The organism is Granulicella sp. L60 (genome assembly GCF_009765825.1).
GTDB lineage: Bacteria > Acidobacteriota > Terriglobia > Terriglobales > Acidobacteriaceae > Edaphobacter.
In genome coordinates, this window is the sequence record NZ_LMUR01000018.1 from 1,460,773 (window position 1) to 1,477,694 (window position 16,922).

Consider the following 16,922-nt stretch of genomic DNA (forward strand, 5'->3'; position numbering starts at 1 on the left):
CAACGCATTGCGTCCCCGGGAGGACCATGTCATCCATTGCATCCAATCGGATCTCGGCTGCAATTCTGTTTCTTCTTAGTCTGCCAGCCGCAAGGATTAACGCTCAGCAGTTGATCCCAATGCCTAACGGCATAACAGCCGTCAGCGCAGGCACGACCATACAGGTGACTGCGCTTCGTAACGACATCCTTCGCGTCCGTGTATGGAGGGGTGATGCTGTGCCCGAAGATGCCTCCTGGGCCGTTCTTACTTCAGCCCGAACCAGCTCTGTGCGGACCGTGCCGGAGCCGAACGGTTTCGCAACCACGCAACTGCGCGTCACCCTCGACGACCAGCTTCGCCTCAAGGTGAGTGATCTTGCTGGCAACGTCCTGCAGGAAGATGCTGCACCTGTGCAGTGGAAGGGAAGCCAGTTCACCGTCAGCAAGACCCGCACGGCGACGGATCACTTCTACGGCCTTGGCGACAAGCCCGGCCCACTCGACCGCTCCGGCGAAGCCTTTACCATGTGGAACACCGACTCCTTCGGCTGGCAGAGTTACACCGATCCCATCTACAAGAGCATTCCGTTCTTCATGGAGATCAATCACGGCCGCGCCCTCGGTCTCTTCCTCGATAACACCTGGCGCACCAACTTCGACTTCGGGCGCGCCAATCCTGCCGAATACAACTTCGGCGCACTAGATGGACCCTTGGACTACTACCTCATCTATGGCCCGGAGCCCAAGCAGGTAGTCACCGATTGGGCCTGGTTAACCGGCCCCACGCCGCTGCCTCCTCTCTGGTCCCTCGGCTTCCAGCAGTCCCGGTTCACGTACTTTCCTGCATCCCAACTGCGCGAGGTCGCTGAGCGACTCCGTAAAGACAAGATCCCAAGCGACGTCCTTTGGCTGGACATCGACTTCCAGCACAACAACTGGCCGTTCACCGTCAACGAGCAGGCGTACCCAAACTTCAGCGGCATGGTGCAGGACCTCGGGCACGAACACTTCAAGCTTGTCGTCATCACGGATCTTCACATCGCCAGTCAGCCCAGGATCGGCTACGCTCCATACGACTCCGGCCTCGCAGGCGATCACTTTGTAAAGAACCCGAACGGCTCAATCTATGTTGGAAAGGTTTGGCCTGGCCCCTCGGTCTTCCCGGACTTCACGCGTGCGCAGACCAGACAGTGGTGGGGAACGCTCTACAAAACCTTCGTTGCAGACGGAGTGGCCGGATTCTGGAACGACATGAATGAGCCGTCTGTCTTTGACGGTTCGACGAAGACCATGCCGGACGACGTGCAGCATCGAATCGACGAGCCCGGCTTTCGCAAACGCACCACCACCCATCTTGAGATCCATAACGTCTATGGCATGGAGAACTCTCGTGCCACCTACGACGGAGAGCTCGCGCTAAGGCCCAACGAGCGTCCCTTCGTGATGACGCGTGCAAGCTACGCAGGCGGCCAGCGCTACAGCACAACGTGGACAGGCGACAACAGCTCCACCTGGGATCACATGCGCGCGAGCGTCCCTCAGCTCGTCAATCTCGGCCTCAGCGGCTTCTCACTCGCCGGTGGGGATGTGGGCGGATTTGCAGGATCGCCTCCGCCCGATCTGCTCACCAAGTGGATCGAGCTCTCGGCCTTTCAGCCCATCGACCGCGACCACTCCGCCAAAGGCACGCGTCCGCACGAGGTCTGGACCGACGGTCCGGAGCAGGAGTCCATCCGCCGTCGCTACATCGAAGAGCGTTATCGGCTCATGCCTTACCTCTACACGCTCGCCGAAGAGACCTCGCGCGACGGCGTGCCAATCGACCGTCCGCTTTTCCTCGAGTTCCCCCACGCTATCGAAAACGGCACGCCGTTCGACGCCACCACTGGAGGCAGTGAGTTTCTGTTCGGCAACCACATCCTCGTCGCGCCCAATCCAAGCCCGGAAGAGGTCGCACCTTACACCATTCATCTTCCGCCTGGTACCTGGTACGACTACTGGACCGGCGAACGCTACACCCGCGCCGCAAAATCAGGTGGCCCGCTTGATCTCGAGCAGCGCGACCTCGTTCTCGCTCAAAAGACCCTGACCGTCACCCCCACACTGGAGCGGCTGCCTGTCTATGTCCGTGGAGGCAGCATCCTTCCCGTCGCTCCACTGACCCAAAGCACCTCCGAGGTTCCAGTCGGGCCACTCACCCTTCGCGTCTACCCCTTGGCTCCTGGCCTGAACACTCCCGGTGAGACGTGCGCGGGAGAGGTATACACCGACGACGGCCACACCTTCGACTTCCGCAACGGTGCCTTCGCCAGGATTCACTTCACCTGCTCCATGGCAGCCGACGGCAGCATGAGCTTGGCCATCGGTAAGCAGGAAGGCACTTGGAAGCCCTGGTGGACACAATACCGTGTGGAAGTGGTCGGCTGGACGCCTAAGGAAGGGAAGGGGTCGATCGACGGAAATAAAAGCGCACTCACTCGCGAGGGCGGCAACTGGGGCATCACGATCGCCGCAAAGCCGGACGGAGCCAAGATCGATCTGCGCTGATCACAGCAGCACTATAAAACAAAAAAAGAAAAAGCCCAGCATCATCTGGGCTTTTTCTTTGGCATCTGCACTCTAGGATGTCTTCGAGCAAGTGTCTGGCGGAAGAGGAGGGATTCGAACCCCCGATACCCTTTCAGGTACGCCAGTTTTCAAGACTGGAGCCATCAACCACTCGGCCACTCTTCCTCTCTGAAGTTTATTACGCGGTGGTCCACAGCGCAAAAAGATCTTCTCAGGACTATTCTATTGACTAGCCAGGTAGTCGGTGGCGAAACATGCACCGCTGCCCTGCCGAAAGACGTCTAATTATCCGAGATGGCAACCGTTAATCTTCTCAAAACGAGCTCGTTCGACCGGACGCTGGCCAGCGCACGCTCCACAATGATGTTCAGCGAGGTCGTGCGCCTTGCGGTCGACAGCTTTCGCGCCAGCAAGACGCGGTTCCTGCTCACCATGCTCGGGATGGTCATCGGCTCAGCCTCCATCATTCTGGTTGCGACCTTAGGCTCCACCGGTAAGCAGTATGCCCTCGATCAGCTCACCAGCATCGGTCCCAATAAGATCGAACTCCAGTACGGCGGCGGCACCGTCTCCGGCCCGGACAACACCACGACTCCCGACTTCATGACACTGGACGACCTGCATGCGGTCCTCGAACAGGTTCCTGGCATCGTCGCCTCCTCTCCCATGTTGGAGTTTCACGACAATGTAAGCATCGGCGGCGGTCTTACCAAGGCGACCATGCTGCTCGGCGTCTCACCCCAGTACAAGATCGTGCGCAACCTTGTGATGGTCTCTGGCCGCTTCTTTGACGAGCAGGACGATCTGGCCCACGAAAAGGTCGCCGTCATTGTGCAGCCGTTCGCCGAAGAGCTCTATGGCACTTCAAACGAGGCCATCGGCAAAACCATCAGCGTCAAAGGCATACCGTTCGTCATCATCGGCGTCTTCCGCGAAGCCTTCAACACCTACGGGAACTCGGAGATCAGCGATCACACCATGCTGGTGCCTTACACCGTCCTGCGTTACTTCACCGGAACCAACAGCCTGAAAGAGATCTTCTTCACCATGCGCGACGCCTCCATGGTCGTGCCCTCCAGCGAGCGCATTCTTGAGATCGTCCGCTCCCGCCACTATGCGGGCTCAGTCTACAGCGCCGCGGTACTCACCGACCTTCTCAGCAGCATGGCCAAGATCGCCGACATGCTCACCATCGTGCTCACCCTGGGCGCGGGCATCACACTTGTAGTCAGCGGTGTCGGCATCATGAATAGCATGTTGGCCAACGTTCAGTCGCGGCTCAAAGAGATCGGTATCCGCAAGGCACTCGGCGCCACCAGCCGCGAGATCAGGCTCCAATTCCTCACCGAAGCTGTGTTCCTGTCGCTCAGTGGAGGCATTATCGGGACGGCTTTTGGCCTTGCTCTGCCCCTGACCCTCGGCCTGCTGACACCATTCAAGATCCCGATCAACCCTTGGGCGCCAGTCTTCGCCCTCGGCAGCTCAGTCCTGGTCGGCGTTTTGTTTGGAACCCTTCCAGCTAACCGTGCCGCCCGCCTCGACCCAGTGCAGACGCTGAAGTACGAGTAGTCATTCCTACCTGGCGGCCCTCCGAAGCAAGAGAAGATAACCCCGCACTCTAACTGCAAAAAGCACCAGCCTCCGCGATCTCTCGCATTGGCTGGTGCTTCTTTATGGTGCATGCTTCGATAGTTCGCTACAGCAATTACGCAGTGACAGCAGCCGCTTCAGCCTCAGGCTGATCGCCCTTGACCGTCACCTTCACGTGGCTGGTGACCTCACGGTGCAGCTTCACGGGAACGTGGTATTCGCCGATCGTCTTCAGCGGCTCCTCAAGGGAGATTTTGCGACGATCGATAGTGAAGCCCTTGGCTTCGAGCTGATGCGCGATATCGCCCGAGGTGACCGAGCCAAACAGATGCTCGTTCTCGCCGACCTTGCGCTCGAACACAAGCTCAACCGCGGAGAGCTGCGTAGCCAGTTCTTCGGCTGCGGTCTTCTCCTTGGCAGACTTGCGCACGGCTGAGGACTTCATCTGCTCGATGACTGCCTTGTTGGCGGCGTTCGCCTCGATGGCGAGCTTGCCGGGGAGCAGAAAGTTGCGCCCGTAACCATCGGCGACTTTTACCACATCGCCGCGATGCCCGAGCTTGTTTACGTCTTCCTTCAGAATGACTTCCATTGCAATTCTCCGATTTCAACTCTGGCCCGTGATGCCGCCAGATCGTAGGTCCGCCCGCGAGGAGCGGAAGAAGTTAGAAGCGTGCAGCGAAGGCGAGCAGAGCGATGTTGCGCGACTGCTTGATGGCCAGGCTGAGCTTGCGCTGGTGGCGGGTGCAGACACCGGTCAACCGGCGCGGAACAATCTTGCCGCGCTCGGCGACGAAGCCCTGCAACAGGCGGACATCGCGGTAGGAGATAGCGTCGATCTTCTCGGTGCAGAACTTGCAAACCTTCTTACGACGGAAGAACTTGCGGCCACCAGGACCACCGCCAGGAGCGCCGGCGGGGCGTGGGGTGCGGGGACCGGCACCAGGGCCGGAGTGTGCCGGGCGGGGTGTCGGTGCTGCGTGCTGCTCAGTGGATTGCGTGCTGGTTTCGTCAGCCATGATCATTTCCTCTCAGTTGCGTTATGCCTTCGCGCGCTCCAGACTCGCATTGGAGTCTCTGAACATTCGATCAGGATCGATCAAGTGGAAGCGGGCAGGGCGATCGTGTTGCGTTGTGCGAAGCGAATGGTAGCGGCGTCGCAGATCTCTTCAAGCGAAGACTAGAAAGACTAGACGGCTGCGGAGACAGTCTCGGGTGTCGAGTCGGAGGCCACGTGCTCAGCCGAAGCTGCGGGCTTCTTCTCTTCCTCGGTCTCGGCTGCTGCGGCAGGAGCTGCGGTCTCTGCATCCGGAGCGGCTACGACAGGAGCCTGCACAGGCTGTGCGATCGGCTGCGCGCTGCGCTTCACCTTGGTGTCGCGGATGGCCTTGATCTTCGCAAGACGCTTCTCTTCTTCGTCCATGCGCACGGTGATGAATTTGATCACCTGCTCGGAGACGCGGAGACGGCGCTCGATCTCGGTGATCAGCGAACCGGCGGCGGCGACGTTCAGCAGAACGTAGAAGCCATCGTTGAACTTGCGCACAGTGTAGGCGAGCCGGCGGCGGCCCATCTTCTCGACAGACTTCACTTCGCCGCCACCATTGGTGACGTTCGCGGAGAAGCCTTCAATCAGCTTGTCGAGGTCGGCTTCTTCAACGTCCGGCCGGACGATGAACATGATTTCGTAGGTACGATTCATTCGTTTACTTCTTTCTGCGAAGTTCTGCTTCGCACCTCGCCGGCGTATGCTCTGCCGACTCGGTTTGGAAAATCAACCCTGTTTATGCTGCTCTGCCGCGCTCTTGCTTACTTCAAAACCAAAGCGCAACAAACTAAAAACGCAACGACCGTTTTGCTTACTTCTTTTACTTCTCCTTCGAGCCGTTCGCCCCAGCTTCGGGATCGTCCAGCCGACGGTTGAACTTGTTCATCGCAGCGCCGACACCCTCTGTCAGCACCGTCTCGACAGCACCACGTGCGCGGTCGAGCACCTCATCCAGCACCGCAAGCTCCTGCTTACGGAACGGCGACAATAAGTAATCCTTGCCGCCTGCTTTGATCTCTCTTCCATCCGCCAGCGCCGGTTTTCCGACGCCGATGCGAATGCGCAACCACTCTTCTGTTCCAAGCACCCCGGAGATCGACTTCACCCCGTTATGCCCGTTGGCCGATCCACGCTCCCGAATCCGGATCGTGCCCAGCGGAAGAGCAAGCTCGTCATACAGCACGATCAAATCTTCTGTCGGAACCGGCAGCTCCAACTCCTGAAGCAGAGCGGCAACTGAAATCCCGCTCAGATTCATATACGTCTCCGGCTTGGCCAGCAGAACCTCATGTCCCGCCAGTCTTGCCTTCGCCGTAAGAGCTCTGCCCCTGCGGTTGGAGAGGACCACGCCGCAGTCCTCCGCGATGCGATCCACCGCAAGAAAGCCGGCGTTGTGCGGCGTGAACTGATACTCGATACCGGGGTTTCCGAGACCGACAATCAACTTCACGCGATCTTTCCCTCTCCAACAAACTCAAGCGGCCCGCGCCCCGTAAGGAGAACGCAGGCCGCGGAACAGTTACTTCTTCTTCGTATCGGCTGCAGGTGCGGCAGCAGCAGGCGCGTCGGTCTTGCCCTTCTTGGCAACCTCTGGCTCGGTTGGGGCTGCAGCCACGGCATCGGCTGCGACAACCTCTTCCTTGACCGAGGTGACGTGCGCCACGGTGGCATGCTCGTCGCCGAGGAACTTGATGCTGCCCGAGTGCGGCAGATCCGAAACGTGAATCGAGTCGTTGAGCGCGAGGTTGGTGATGTCCACATCAAGGTGGCTCGGAATGTCGTTTGGCAGGCACTCGATCTCGACTTCGCGGAGAACATGCTCAAGAATTCCGCCCTGCGCCTTGACGCCGACTGCGGTTCCAACCAACTGGATGGGCACGGACACGCGCATCATCTTGTCCATCGCAATCCGCTTCAGGTCGATGTGCAGCAGCCTGCCCTTGATGGGCTCATGCTGCCAGTCCACGATCATGGCCTTCACAACGGCCGAGCCCTCGACGTTGAGGTCGAAGATCGTGTTGTGACCGGAGTCAGAGTGAAGAATCTTGGTGATAACCTTGGGGTCAACCGCAACGGCGACTGCGTCCTGGCCCGCGCCATAGACAACCGCGGGAATCTTGCCGGCGACACGTACGCGACGTGCGGCGTTCTTGTTGAACTTGCCCTCGCGGGGCGTTGCGACGACTGCTTCGATAGGGGTGCTGGATGCCATGATAAATCTTCCTTTCGGGCACAGAGTTGAGCTCTGCTCCCTTTGTTTCTTCCCTGCAGCTTCTAGTTGAACAGCGTACTGACGCTGGTCTCCATGTGAATACTCTCGATAGCGCGGCCCAGTAGACCGGCGATCGAAAGTACCTTAATCTTCTCCACCTTCTCCGCATCTTCGCGCAGAGGGATGGTATTCGTCACGATCAACTGCTCCAACCGTGATGCTGCGATACGCTCAACCGCCGGGCCCGAGAGCACCGGATGCGTTGCGCACGCATAAACTTTATCCGCGCCTTCAGCCAGCAGCGCATCCACCGTCTTCACCAGCGTTCCGGCGGTGTCGATGATGTCGTCGAGGATCAAGCACGTCCGGCCCTTTACATCGCCGATCACGTTCATCACCTCGGTGACATTGATGTCGGTCCGCCGCTTGTCGACGATGGCCAACGGTACATCCAGCTTCTTGGCGAAGAATCTCGCCCTCTCCACACCACCCGCATCCGGCGAAACCACCGTCAGATTCGGCAGGTCAAGCTCCCGGAAGTAGCTCACCAGCACCGGGCTGGCAAACAGGTGATCCACCGGAATATTGAAGAACCCCTGTATCTGCGCTGCATGCAGATCAACCAGCAGAGCACGGTTTGCACCGGCAGTGGTCAGAAGATCGGCAACCAGCTTCGACGTAATGGCAACACGCGGCCGATCTTTACGATCCTGCCGGGCGTAGCCATAGTAGGGAACGACTACCGTGATCCGTCCGGCTGAGGCGCGCTTCAGCGCATCCATCATGATCAGCAGCTCGACAAGGTGCTGATCCACCGGGAAACACGTAGGCTGAACGACAAAGACATCCGCACCGCGAACGTTCTCGAGCAGCTGAAAATGAACCTCGCCGTCGGAGAATCTCTGCAACCGGGTCTCGCCCAGCGGCACACCGACGAACTTGCAGATCTCTTCGGCCAAAGGCCTGTTGGACGATCCGCAAAAAATCTTGACGCGCTTGTCTTCACTCAGCCGCCCGGAGCGCTTTTTTTCCGGAGCTGTTATTACGCGTGCCCTTCCGTCTTGGGAGGAGAGCGCCGGTGCAGGCTGAGAGCTCGCTTCTGTCTCTTCAGCCTGCCCTGAAATAGGGGATAGAACCGCAGTCGTGTATCGTTCGTTCACGTGAAACCCTCCAGGTTGGTTGACCTTGAATGTTCCTGCTGCACTGTCTTGCGTTGCCTTGTTGCGGCACCGTTACTTCTTTTGAAATCCTCGTTGCGGACTACTCAAAAAAACTAAAGACTTCGGTCCTTCAAACTTCTCGCTTCTTCCTTCGCGCTGTTTCCCGCGAAGTCCAAACTGTCTACTCAACGGCAAGTTGCTGCCGCGAAATACCCTAAATTCCTGCCGCATCTGGCGTCGACATTGGTTGGGCGACTAGGATTCGAACCTAGACAAAGAGATTCAAAGTCTCTTGACCTACCATTAGTCGATCGCCCAGTACATCGCCGGATGCAGTCTTATCTTACTATCGACTTCCATCGGACCGGCGAGGTCACTCTGCGAACATTCTCTCCCAGTACTCCGACCGGGGCAGGGTGCTGGTCACAAAGACCTTAACCCCAACTTCCGACGCAGCGGACTGGACGCGCAGTTGAGCAGCCTTCGCATCCGACTCAGACCGATATAGTCCGAACAGAGCAGAGCCAGAACCTGATAGAGCTGCATAAACAGCAGGGCTGTCTACAGAAGAACTATCCAAATCACTACCCATCAATTGACGCTTGGTTATTCGCAAGGAGGGATACTGAGGAAAGACAGCCTCTTCAAAATCATTTTGAAGAACGCCATTTCCAATCCCGGTGCGGACAAGCGCGAGAAGGGTATTCTCGGCCAGATCGTTCATCGCGTCAGTCTGATTTTCACCAGACAAATCCTGCTTTTTCTCAGGATTATGATCGCGAACGATACCGGAGGTGCCGGGCTTCCTATCGCCTGTCTTTCCATGGCTAACGCCTATTGGAGCAGAGAGGGATGAGTAAGCAAGACTCAACTCCTGTAGCTTATCAAGTTGGGGCAGGGAAGTCAACCCTCCACCTGCCTGGGGATCATCCGCCGCCCCTTTATCGCCAGAATCCGCCGCCCGTCGCGCATCCCACTCCCGGAACGCCGCCGGCGTCGAAACCCCCACAGACGGCACCGCAACCACGCAAAAAGTCCGCGGCAGATCAGGAATCGGCACCACCTGCTCACCCCTCCCCAGCCCCAGAACCGCCCCACCCAACAGAAACAAAGGCACATCCGACCCAATCTCCCCCGCCAGCTGCAGCCGCTCCACCCCCGGCAGCGCCACCCCAAGCTCCCGCTCCAGCCCCAGCAGCGCCGCCGCCGCATTCGCCGAACCCGCACCCATCCCACCCTGCACCGGCAGGTTCTTCTCAATATGAATCTGCACCTCGGCAGCGATCCCTAGCCGTCCCAGGCACCGCTCCACCATCCGCCACGCGGTATTTCTGTTATCCCGCGGCACAAAAGGATGATTCGTCGTCAGCGTGATGCTCGTCTCCGCCCCCAAGTCCAGCCGCCGCGCCGAGACCGTCACCAGATCATGCAGTTCCAGCGTCTGATACAGCGTCGTCAGCCCATGAAACCCATCCGGCCGCACCGGCCCAATCGCCAGCCCCAGATTTATCTTCGAATACGAACGAACACGCGTAGCCATAAACTTCAGTGTACTGTCCGGCTCCTGCGCGAAGACGACTCGCGCGCCTCAGCTATTGAACCCTGCCACTAGCCGAGTAGATGATCTTCCCACCGCGAATCGTATACGCGACCTGCGAAAAGCGATGCACATCGCCCGCCGGATCAGCATCCAGCACCACCACATCAGCCTGCATCCCCTGCTCCACCCGCCCTTTCGTCGCGTCCTTGAAGTACCCGCTCGGATTCGTCGTCAGCGACGCCAGAATATCGCGCCATCCCATCGCCCGCCCCATCAACTCATACTCCTGCGACGTGTCGTACTTCGACTGAAACCCTACATCGGTCCCAAACAGAATCGGCCCACCCTCCGAAAAGTACTGCTTCAACTCCGCAACCCCGGCGTCCACCAGCATCTTTGTCACCGCCGGGTCCGACACCACCGTAGTCCACAGCGTCAGCGTCGGAATCAGCGCCGTATGCTGCTGCTTCATGCGTGCCAGCTCCTCAGCCGTGTAGCGTCCTTCGTTCGGGATCGTATGCGCCAACACATCCACGCCTCCAGCCAGCGCATTATCCTGTCCCTCCCGGTTCTGCGGATGGGCGAAGACCGGCCTGCCCTGCGCGTGCGCCACATCCACCGCCGCCTTCACGATCGCCGTGTCCATATTCACCACCGGCTTATCGCCCATATATGCCCCGGTAAACAGCTTGATGCCGTCCAGCCCCATCTTCAGATATCCCTGCGCCATCCGCTCCGACTGCTCCGGACTAGCGGCCTCCGGCAGCTTCATCTCCGCAGGCAGATACACAGGGTGGCCGTTCAGCGGAAAGATATCGCCCGCCATCAGAATCTGCGGCCCGCCGATCTCTCCCGCAGCGATCCTGTGCCGCAGTTCCAGCGTATTCTCAGGCGCCGAGCCCAGATCCCAAACCGTCGTAACCCCCCACCGCGTCAGCATCTCCTGCATGTGCGCCTCCAGCCTCTCCGGCGACGTATGCGGAACGTCCTCCCACCCACTCTCGAAGTGCACATGGCTATTCCAGAATCCCGCGACGGTCACCTTCCCCTTGCAATCGATCACCCGCGCACCCTTCGGCGTCTTCACCACCCCGCTCACCCCTACCGCAACGATCTTGCCGCCCTCCATCACCACCGCAGCGTTATCGATAGGGCTGCCCGTCGGCGAAGGATAAACCCGCCCACCCTGCAGCACCAAAGGCCCCTGGCCTATCGCAACCTGCCCCATTGCAGCAATGCCGGATAAAAACAACAGCACGGATAAGGCAGCAGCAGGTAGTCTCATTAACATCTCCTCTATCTCAGATAAAGAACGACGATAAGACTACATTTGTTCCTTCAAAAACTGGCTAACTGAACCACCCGGCCATAACGATATCTTCGTTTTAACCGCCAGCATCGGAGAAAAGCCTTTGAACATGGGTCCGTCCATCCGAACCACCGCCGCCCTCCTCGTCGCTCTGCTCCCCATGCAGGCCCCCGCACAAACCAGCGACCCGGTCCGCGCCCAACACGCCATGGTCGTCACCATCCATCACGACGCCACCGACGCAGGCCTCGCCATCCTCAAGCAGGGCGGCAACGCCATCGACGCCGCCGTCGCCGTCGGATTCACCCTCGCCGTGGTCTATCCAGCCGCAGGAAACATCGGCGGCGGCGGCTTCATGCTCATCCGCAGCAAACATGGCAAGACCCACTTCCTCGACTACCGCGAAAAAGCCCCCGCCGCCGCCAGCCGCGACATGTACCTCGACGCCAAAGGCAACGTCATCCCCGGCATGTCCCTCGTCGGCTACAAAGCCAGCGGCGTTCCCGGCTCCGTCGCCGGCCTCACCTACGCGCAGAAGCACTTCGGCAAACTCACCCTCGCGCAGGATATGGCCCCCGCCATCCGCCTCGCCACCGAAGGCTACCTCCTCTCCGCCGAAGAGGCCCACAACCTGCAAAGCCGCAACCTCACCCGCTTCCCCACCTCCGCGCACCTCTTCCAGCGTGACGGCGACTTCTACAAAGAGGGCGACACCCTCAAACAACCAGAACTCGCCGCAACCCTCACCCGCATCTCCAAAGATCCCACTGACTTCTACAAAGGCGCGATGGCCCACCAGATCGCCAGCTTCGAAAAGGCCGGCGGCGGTCTCATCACCGAGGCCGACCTGGCCGCCTACGAAGTAAAAGAGCGTCCCCCGATAACAGGCAACTACCGCGGTTACAAAATAATCACCGCTCCGCCACCCTCCTCCGGCGGCATCGTCCTTCTCGAGATCCTCAACATCCTCGCACCCTACAACCTCCCCAAACTCGGTCCCGACCGCAGCGCCGCGCAGGTCCACATCATCACCGAAGCCTTTCGCCGCGCCTACATGGACCGTGGCGACTATCTCGGCGACCCCGACTTCAACACCCTGCCGCTCAAGCAGATGGCCAACAAGAAATACGCCGCCGCCTGGCGCAGCTCCATCGACCCAACCAAGCCCACGCCCTCCAAAGATCTCGTCCGCCCCGCCGGCTTCATGCCTCCACCCCCGCAAGCCGCACCCGTCAAAGAGTCCACCCAGACCACACACTTCTCCATCGTCGACGCCGACGGCAACGCCGTCTCCAGCACCTACACCCTCAACGGCGGCTTCGGCTCCGGCGTCACCGTCGAAGGCCTCGGCTTCCTCATGAACAACGAGATGGACGACTTCACCTCGAAGATCGGCGTCCCCAACACCTACGGCCTCATCCAGGGCCCCGCCAACTCCATCGCACCCGGCAAGCGCCCGCTCTCCGCCATGACCCCCACCATCGTCACCCGGCACGGAAAGCTCGCCCTCGTCCTCGGCACCCCCGGCGGCTCCACCATCATCACCACCGTCGCCAACGACCTCCTCAGCGTCGTCGACAACGGCCTCAACATCCAGCAGGCCGCCGACGCACCGCGCTTCCACCACCAGTATCTGCCCGACCGCCTCGACCTCGAAAAGAAGTTCTCCCCCGAAGTCGCCGAACAGTTGAAGGAGATAGGCTACACCGTCAACCAGACCGCCATCGCCGACGAACGCAACCCCGGTACCTGGGGCGACAGCGAACTCATAGCCGTCGATCCCAAGACCCACGAGCTTCTCGGCGGCCACGACAATCGCCGAGCCTACGGCAAAGCCGCCGGCTACTAAGCCATATCAACTCTCGATTGCGACCAGCAGGAGCACCACCCGAAGGGGTATACAAGTCACGAAGTGACCTCTCGCCGAGCAGACGGCCCGTCCGGCAGGACAAAGTCTTCGAACCTAGCCCAAACCCACACGACAGAGCATCACCCCAAGCAGTACACTACCGCCCAGGAGCCGCATCATGGTGCTCGAACTCGCCAAGCCCGTCGCATTACTGCTCTGCCTGCTCTCGCTCTACGGGCTCTTCCACACCGCGTTCCTCGCCCCCGGCAGCGGCGACACCCTCCTCATCCCCGGCCCCGAGCTGCACGACCGCATCGTCGTATCCCTCCTCCTCTTCAGTCTCTCCGCCGGCATCAGCGTCATCAGCGGCCTCCTCTTCCGCGAAGCCGCAACTCCGTCGCACCAATCCCTCTCCGCGACCCTGCCCATGCGCCTCTTCTACTGGGCCACCGGCATCATGCTGCTCCTCTTCGTCATCTCCTGGTACTTGGAGACCTACTGCATCTTCTACCGCTCCAACCAGTGGTAGCGAAGCCCTTGAAGCAATCCAAGCCCAACCAACCAGACCTCCGAATCGGCACCGCCGGCTGGAGCATCCCACGTCAGTCCGCGGAACAATTCCCCGCCAACGGAACCCATCTCGAACGCTACGCCGCCGTTCTAACCTGCGCAGAGATCAACTCCTCCTTCTACCGTCCCCACAGAGTCTCCACCTGGGCAAAGTGGGCGGCATCGGTCCCGGATGACTTCCGTTTCGCCGTAAAGGCCCCGAAGACGATCACCCACGAAGCACGCCTCGCCTGCACCCCGGAAGATCTCAAGAACTTCCTCGCAGAGATCACAACCCTCGGACCGAAGCTGGGCCCCATCCTCGTCCAGCTTCCTCCCAGCCTCGCGTTTCAGTCCGCCACCGCCAAGACCTTCTTCACCATGCTCCGCGATCTCCATCAAGGCCCCATCGTCTTCGAGCCCCGCCACGCAACCTGGTTCACCGCCGAAGCCGACGATCTCCTGAAAGTCCTTCACATCGCCAGAGTCGCAGCCGATCCCGCACCTGTCCCCGAAGCCGCCACTCCCGGCGGCTGGAACAAACTCATCTACTATCGGCTCCACGGCTCTCCGCGCATGTACTACAGCCCTTACACGCAGGCCTTCCTCAACTCACTCGCCGACTCCATCGCCCAGCATCAGCAAGCATCGACAGTATGGTGCATCTTCGACAACACCGCCACCGGTGCCGCACTCGGCGACGTCAACATCCTTCGAAACCTGCTCCACGCGAAGCCCCAAACAGCAAATCCCACGTAAAACTACTTGCCTCCGCCCAGCGCCTTATCAATCGCAGCCTGCGCCAGCGGCCCCATAATCGCGTACCCCTGCGCATTCGGATGCACCCCATCAAAACTGATCCCCGGCTTCATGCCACCGTCCGGCCCCACCATCGCCGAAAAATAATCGAGGTACGTCAACGAGTGGTTCGCGCAGTATCCCTGCAGCCAGTCGTTCAACACCTTCACCTTCGGCGCGGGCGTCATACCCGGCTTCCACGGATAGTCTGCCACTGGCGTAATCGACGCGACGATCACCCGAATCCCATTCGACTTCGCCAGCTCCACCATGGAACGGAAGTTATCCTCCGTCATCTCCGGCGTCATCGGCCCCGTGTTTCCGGCAATGTCGTTCGTCCCCGCAAGAATCACCACCGCCGCGGGATGCAGATCGATCACATCCTGCCGAAACCGCACCACCATCTGCGGCGTCGTCTGCCCGCTGATCCCGCGATTGACATACGGCTTACCCGGAAAGAAACTCCCCGTATCCGGCCGCCGTCCCCACGCATCCGTAATCGAATCCCCATAGAACACCACCCGCTGTTCGTCCGCAGTCGCCGGAGCCAGGGCAGCATCGTCCGCCTTATACCGCGCCAACTGTGGCCAGTCCGCCAACTTCGCCTCCATCGTTGCAATCCGCTTCGCCAACTCCACCGGCACCGCCACCGGCGGCACCATCGCAGAGGTCGCGCCCCCCACCTGCCCCGTCTGCGCATACCCCACACCACTCACGCAAGCCAATAAAACCGCACACCTCAGGATCTTCACCACGTCTGCACCCTCCGTACTATCGCGTACCGATTCTAGCCGACGTTCCCTCCCAGGCTCCGCTCAGCATACCGAAGCCCCGCTGCTGTACCTTAAAGAGTGATGCAACCCGGTATCTCCACTCACGTCTTCCTGCCGCAGCGCCTGCACCCCGGCCTGCTGGACGCCCTCCACAAATCCGGCGCACAAGTCATCGAGATCTTCGCCGCTCGCCACCACTTCGACTACACCGACCGCGCCGCCGTCCGCGACATCGCCAGTTGGTTCCGCTCCACGAACATCGGCGCCACACTGCACCAACCCCTCTACATCAGCGATCGCGCCGACGCCCAGTGGTCCCGCCACGTCGCCGCGAATCTCAACCTCATCGACCCCGAAAAGTCTCGCCGCATCGCCGCCATGGATGAGGTCAAGCGCGCCCTCGAGTCCGCCGAGCAGATCCCCTTCACCGCCTGTACCCTCCACCTCGGCCACAAAGACGACGCCTGGAACCCCCGCGCCCTCGAAAACTCCCTCACCGCCATCGAGCACCTCAAGGCCTTCGCCCACCCCCTCGGCGTCCGCATCCTCCTCGAAAATCTCCAGAACGAGATCACCACGCCCGAACACCTGCTGGAGATCATCCGCGTCGGCCACTTCGACCGAGTCGGCGTCACCCTCGACCTCGGCCACGCCCACCTCGCCGCCCCCGAAGCCCACAAAGGCATCGACGAAGCCTTCGAACTCCTCAAGCCCCGCATCGCCGAACTCCACCTTCACGACAACCTCGGCCAAAAAGACGACCACCTCTGGCCCGGCACCGCAGACTCAGGTAGCTTGAGCATCGACTGGCAGAACGCCGCCCGCCACATCGCCACCCTCCCCGCCAACACCCCCGCCATCCTCGAAATCTCCCACGACCTCGAAGAGACGACCGAATCCGTCATCGCCAAAGCCACAAAAGCCTTCGACCTGCTCAAGCGAGCCGTGGAGCAGATTTAGACCGCCTGATTGCAAGATCACCCTGATTTAGTAGTTTCGTCTTCGTATAACGCCATCTATCGACCACGGACCCGACCCACCCATCACCAGCGCCGCAAGGCACGCTAGATACAGCAGGTCGCACTCATACCCCGGCGGTCCAAACTGCGCCCCCGCCGCCGTCACCGCGACCAGCTTGATCGAGCTGAACCCGTAGCGAAGATGTACCGTAAAGATCGCCACCAGCAAAACCGCAGCCATCGGTATGCTCGCAAGCGGTACAAGCGCGCCCAGCAGCACAGCAAGGCCCCCAACAATCTCCGTAAGTACTGTCATCCACGCCATCAGGTGCGGGGCCGGCACACCCATCGCATGCAGGATTAAGGCAAACGCATCAGGCCCCTTCGACAGCTTCGCGAAACCATGCTGCATGAAGCCAAAACCCACGATCAGCCGCAGTGGAATCGGAACCCATCGCGCAAAACTCTGTCCCATTGCCCCAGATGGAAAATCAGAGGAGTAAATCGACTCTGCAGATCTCATTGGATCGTGACCTCTCTTCGGCGAGGCCTAGCTCTATCACTCACCACTCTGTTCGATTCGATA

At 60.1% G+C, this 16,922-nt stretch carries 16 protein-coding genes and 2 tRNA genes; 6 read left to right on the forward strand and 12 right to left on the reverse strand.

Annotated features, from left to right (window positions below; translation table 11 throughout):
• Nucleotides 1–26 precede the first annotated feature (26 nt).
• Nucleotides 27–2,528 (forward strand): TIM-barrel domain-containing protein, encoded by a 2,502-nt coding sequence (locus tag GSQ82_RS16385; protein ID WP_158793262.1) that lies wholly within the window; start codon nt 27–29, stop codon nt 2,526–2,528.
• A 96-nt stretch (nt 2,529–2,624) separates the two neighbouring features.
• Here the strand turns inward: GSQ82_RS16385 and GSQ82_RS16390 are convergent.
• Nucleotides 2,625–2,714 (reverse strand) — tRNA-Ser (locus GSQ82_RS16390).
• 129 nt (nt 2,715–2,843) lie between these two features.
• Here GSQ82_RS16390 and GSQ82_RS16395 point away from each other — a divergent pair.
• Nucleotides 2,844–4,118, forward strand: a complete 1,275-nt coding sequence (locus GSQ82_RS16395) for an ABC transporter permease (protein ID WP_158793263.1) — start codon at nt 2,844–2,846, stop codon at nt 4,116–4,118.
• A gap of 136 nt (nt 4,119–4,254) precedes the next feature.
• Here the strand turns inward: GSQ82_RS16395 and rplI are convergent, their stop codons facing one another.
• The 9 genes from rplI to GSQ82_RS16440 form a co-directional block, all read right to left on the reverse strand.
• Entirely contained in the window at nt 4,255–4,731 is a 477-nt protein-coding gene (gene rplI / locus GSQ82_RS16400; RefSeq protein ID WP_158793264.1) for a 50S ribosomal protein L9, read from the reverse strand.
• Between the two features lie 73 nt (nt 4,732–4,804).
• Nucleotides 4,805–5,158 carry a 30S ribosomal protein S18 gene (gene rpsR, locus GSQ82_RS16405; RefSeq protein ID WP_158793265.1) on the reverse strand — a complete coding sequence of 118 codons (354 nt, stop codon included), beginning with the start codon at nt 5,156–5,158 and terminating at the stop codon, nt 4,805–4,807.
• A gap of 170 nt (nt 5,159–5,328) precedes the next feature.
• Nucleotides 5,329–5,841 carry a 30S ribosomal protein S6 gene (gene rpsF, locus GSQ82_RS16410; RefSeq protein ID WP_158793266.1) on the reverse strand — a complete coding sequence of 171 codons (513 nt, stop codon included), beginning with the start codon at nt 5,839–5,841 and terminating at the stop codon, nt 5,329–5,331.
• A 166-nt stretch (nt 5,842–6,007) separates the two neighbouring features.
• Nucleotides 6,008–6,637 carry an aminoacyl-tRNA hydrolase gene (pth, locus tag GSQ82_RS16415; protein ID WP_158793267.1) on the reverse strand — a complete coding sequence of 210 codons (630 nt, stop codon included), beginning with the start codon at nt 6,635–6,637 and terminating at the stop codon, nt 6,008–6,010.
• A gap of 69 nt (nt 6,638–6,706) precedes the next feature.
• Complete coding sequence (locus tag GSQ82_RS16420) at nt 6,707–7,399, reverse strand: 50S ribosomal protein L25 (protein ID WP_158793268.1); 693 nt, start codon at nt 7,397–7,399, stop codon at nt 6,707–6,709.
• Nucleotides 7,400–7,461: 62 nt separating this feature from the next.
• Entirely contained in the window at nt 7,462–8,442 is a 981-nt protein-coding gene (locus GSQ82_RS16425) for a ribose-phosphate diphosphokinase (RefSeq protein ID WP_371417235.1), read from the reverse strand.
• A 361-nt stretch (nt 8,443–8,803) separates the two neighbouring features.
• Nucleotides 8,804–8,877 (reverse strand) — tRNA-Gln (locus GSQ82_RS16430).
• Nucleotides 8,878–8,932: 55 nt separating this feature from the next.
• A complete protein-coding gene (locus GSQ82_RS16435) occupies nt 8,933–10,099 on the reverse strand; it encodes a 4-(cytidine 5'-diphospho)-2-C-methyl-D-erythritol kinase (RefSeq protein ID WP_158793270.1) in 1,167 nt (388 codons plus the stop codon).
• A gap of 52 nt (nt 10,100–10,151) precedes the next feature.
• On the reverse strand, nt 10,152–11,384 hold the full coding sequence (locus GSQ82_RS16440) for an amidohydrolase family protein (RefSeq protein WP_158793271.1): 1,233 nt from the start codon (nt 11,382–11,384) through the stop codon (nt 10,152–10,154).
• Nucleotides 11,385–11,517: 133 nt separating this feature from the next.
• On the opposite strand from GSQ82_RS16440, the gene ggt reads away from it, so the two are divergent.
• From ggt to GSQ82_RS16455, 3 genes are all read left to right on the forward strand, one after another.
• Nucleotides 11,518–13,257, forward strand: a complete 1,740-nt coding sequence (ggt, locus tag GSQ82_RS16445) for a gamma-glutamyltransferase (protein ID WP_158793272.1) — start codon at nt 11,518–11,520, stop codon at nt 13,255–13,257.
• Between the two features lie 178 nt (nt 13,258–13,435).
• Nucleotides 13,436–13,786, forward strand: coding sequence for a hypothetical protein (locus GSQ82_RS16450; protein WP_158793273.1), 351 nt, complete (start codon nt 13,436–13,438; stop codon nt 13,784–13,786).
• Nucleotides 13,787–13,794: 8 nt separating this feature from the next.
• The gene (locus GSQ82_RS16455) at nt 13,795–14,565 is read left to right on the forward strand and encodes a DUF72 domain-containing protein (protein WP_158793274.1); all 771 of its coding nucleotides are present in this window, start codon (nt 13,795–13,797) and stop codon (nt 14,563–14,565) included.
• 2 nt (nt 14,566–14,567) lie between these two features.
• On the opposite strand, the gene GSQ82_RS16460 is transcribed toward GSQ82_RS16455, so the two are convergent.
• Nucleotides 14,568–15,359, reverse strand: coding sequence for an SGNH/GDSL hydrolase family protein (locus GSQ82_RS16460; RefSeq protein WP_254061688.1), 792 nt, complete (start codon nt 15,357–15,359; stop codon nt 14,568–14,570).
• 99 nt (nt 15,360–15,458) lie between these two features.
• On the opposite strand from GSQ82_RS16460, the gene GSQ82_RS16465 reads away from it, so the two are divergent.
• Nucleotides 15,459–16,337: a sugar phosphate isomerase/epimerase gene (locus tag GSQ82_RS16465; protein ID WP_158793275.1), complete on the forward strand. Its 879-nt coding sequence runs from the start codon at nt 15,459–15,461 to the stop codon at nt 16,335–16,337.
• A gap of 27 nt (nt 16,338–16,364) precedes the next feature.
• Here GSQ82_RS16465 and GSQ82_RS16470 read toward each other — a convergent pair whose 3' ends face one another.
• Nucleotides 16,365–16,859 (reverse strand): DoxX family protein, encoded by a 495-nt coding sequence (locus tag GSQ82_RS16470; protein ID WP_216847101.1) that lies wholly within the window; start codon nt 16,857–16,859, stop codon nt 16,365–16,367.
• Nucleotides 16,860–16,922 lie beyond the last annotated feature (63 nt).

Excerpts from the sequence above, each read along its gene's own strand:
- GSQ82_RS16435 (WP_158793270.1), bottom strand. The coding sequence starts at position 10,099 with ATGGCTACGCGTGTTCGTTCGTATTCGAAGATAAATCTGGGGCTGGCG.
- GSQ82_RS16470 (WP_216847101.1), bottom strand. The coding sequence starts at position 16,859 with ATGAGATCTGCAGAGTCGATTTACTCCTCTGATTTTCCATCTGGGGCA.
- GSQ82_RS16385 (WP_158793262.1), top strand. The coding sequence starts at position 27 with ATGTCATCCATTGCATCCAATCGGATCTCGGCTGCAATTCTGTTTCTT.
- GSQ82_RS16440 (WP_158793271.1), bottom strand. The coding sequence starts at position 11,384 with ATGAGACTACCTGCTGCTGCCTTATCCGTGCTGTTGTTTTTATCCGGC.
- GSQ82_RS16420 (WP_158793268.1), bottom strand. The coding sequence starts at position 7,399 with ATGGCATCCAGCACCCCTATCGAAGCAGTCGTCGCAACGCCCCGCGAG.
- GSQ82_RS16465 (WP_158793275.1), top strand. The coding sequence starts at position 15,459 with ATGCAACCCGGTATCTCCACTCACGTCTTCCTGCCGCAGCGCCTGCAC.
- ggt (WP_158793272.1), top strand. The coding sequence starts at position 11,518 with ATGGGTCCGTCCATCCGAACCACCGCCGCCCTCCTCGTCGCTCTGCTC.
- rpsR (WP_158793265.1), bottom strand. The coding sequence starts at position 5,158 with ATGGCTGACGAAACCAGCACGCAATCCACTGAGCAGCACGCAGCACCG.
- GSQ82_RS16395 (WP_158793263.1), top strand. The coding sequence starts at position 2,844 with ATGGCAACCGTTAATCTTCTCAAAACGAGCTCGTTCGACCGGACGCTG.
- GSQ82_RS16450 (WP_158793273.1), top strand. The coding sequence starts at position 13,436 with ATGGTGCTCGAACTCGCCAAGCCCGTCGCATTACTGCTCTGCCTGCTC.
- rplI (WP_158793264.1), bottom strand. The coding sequence starts at position 4,731 with ATGGAAGTCATTCTGAAGGAAGACGTAAACAAGCTCGGGCATCGCGGC.
- rpsF (WP_158793266.1), bottom strand. The coding sequence starts at position 5,841 with ATGAATCGTACCTACGAAATCATGTTCATCGTCCGGCCGGACGTTGAA.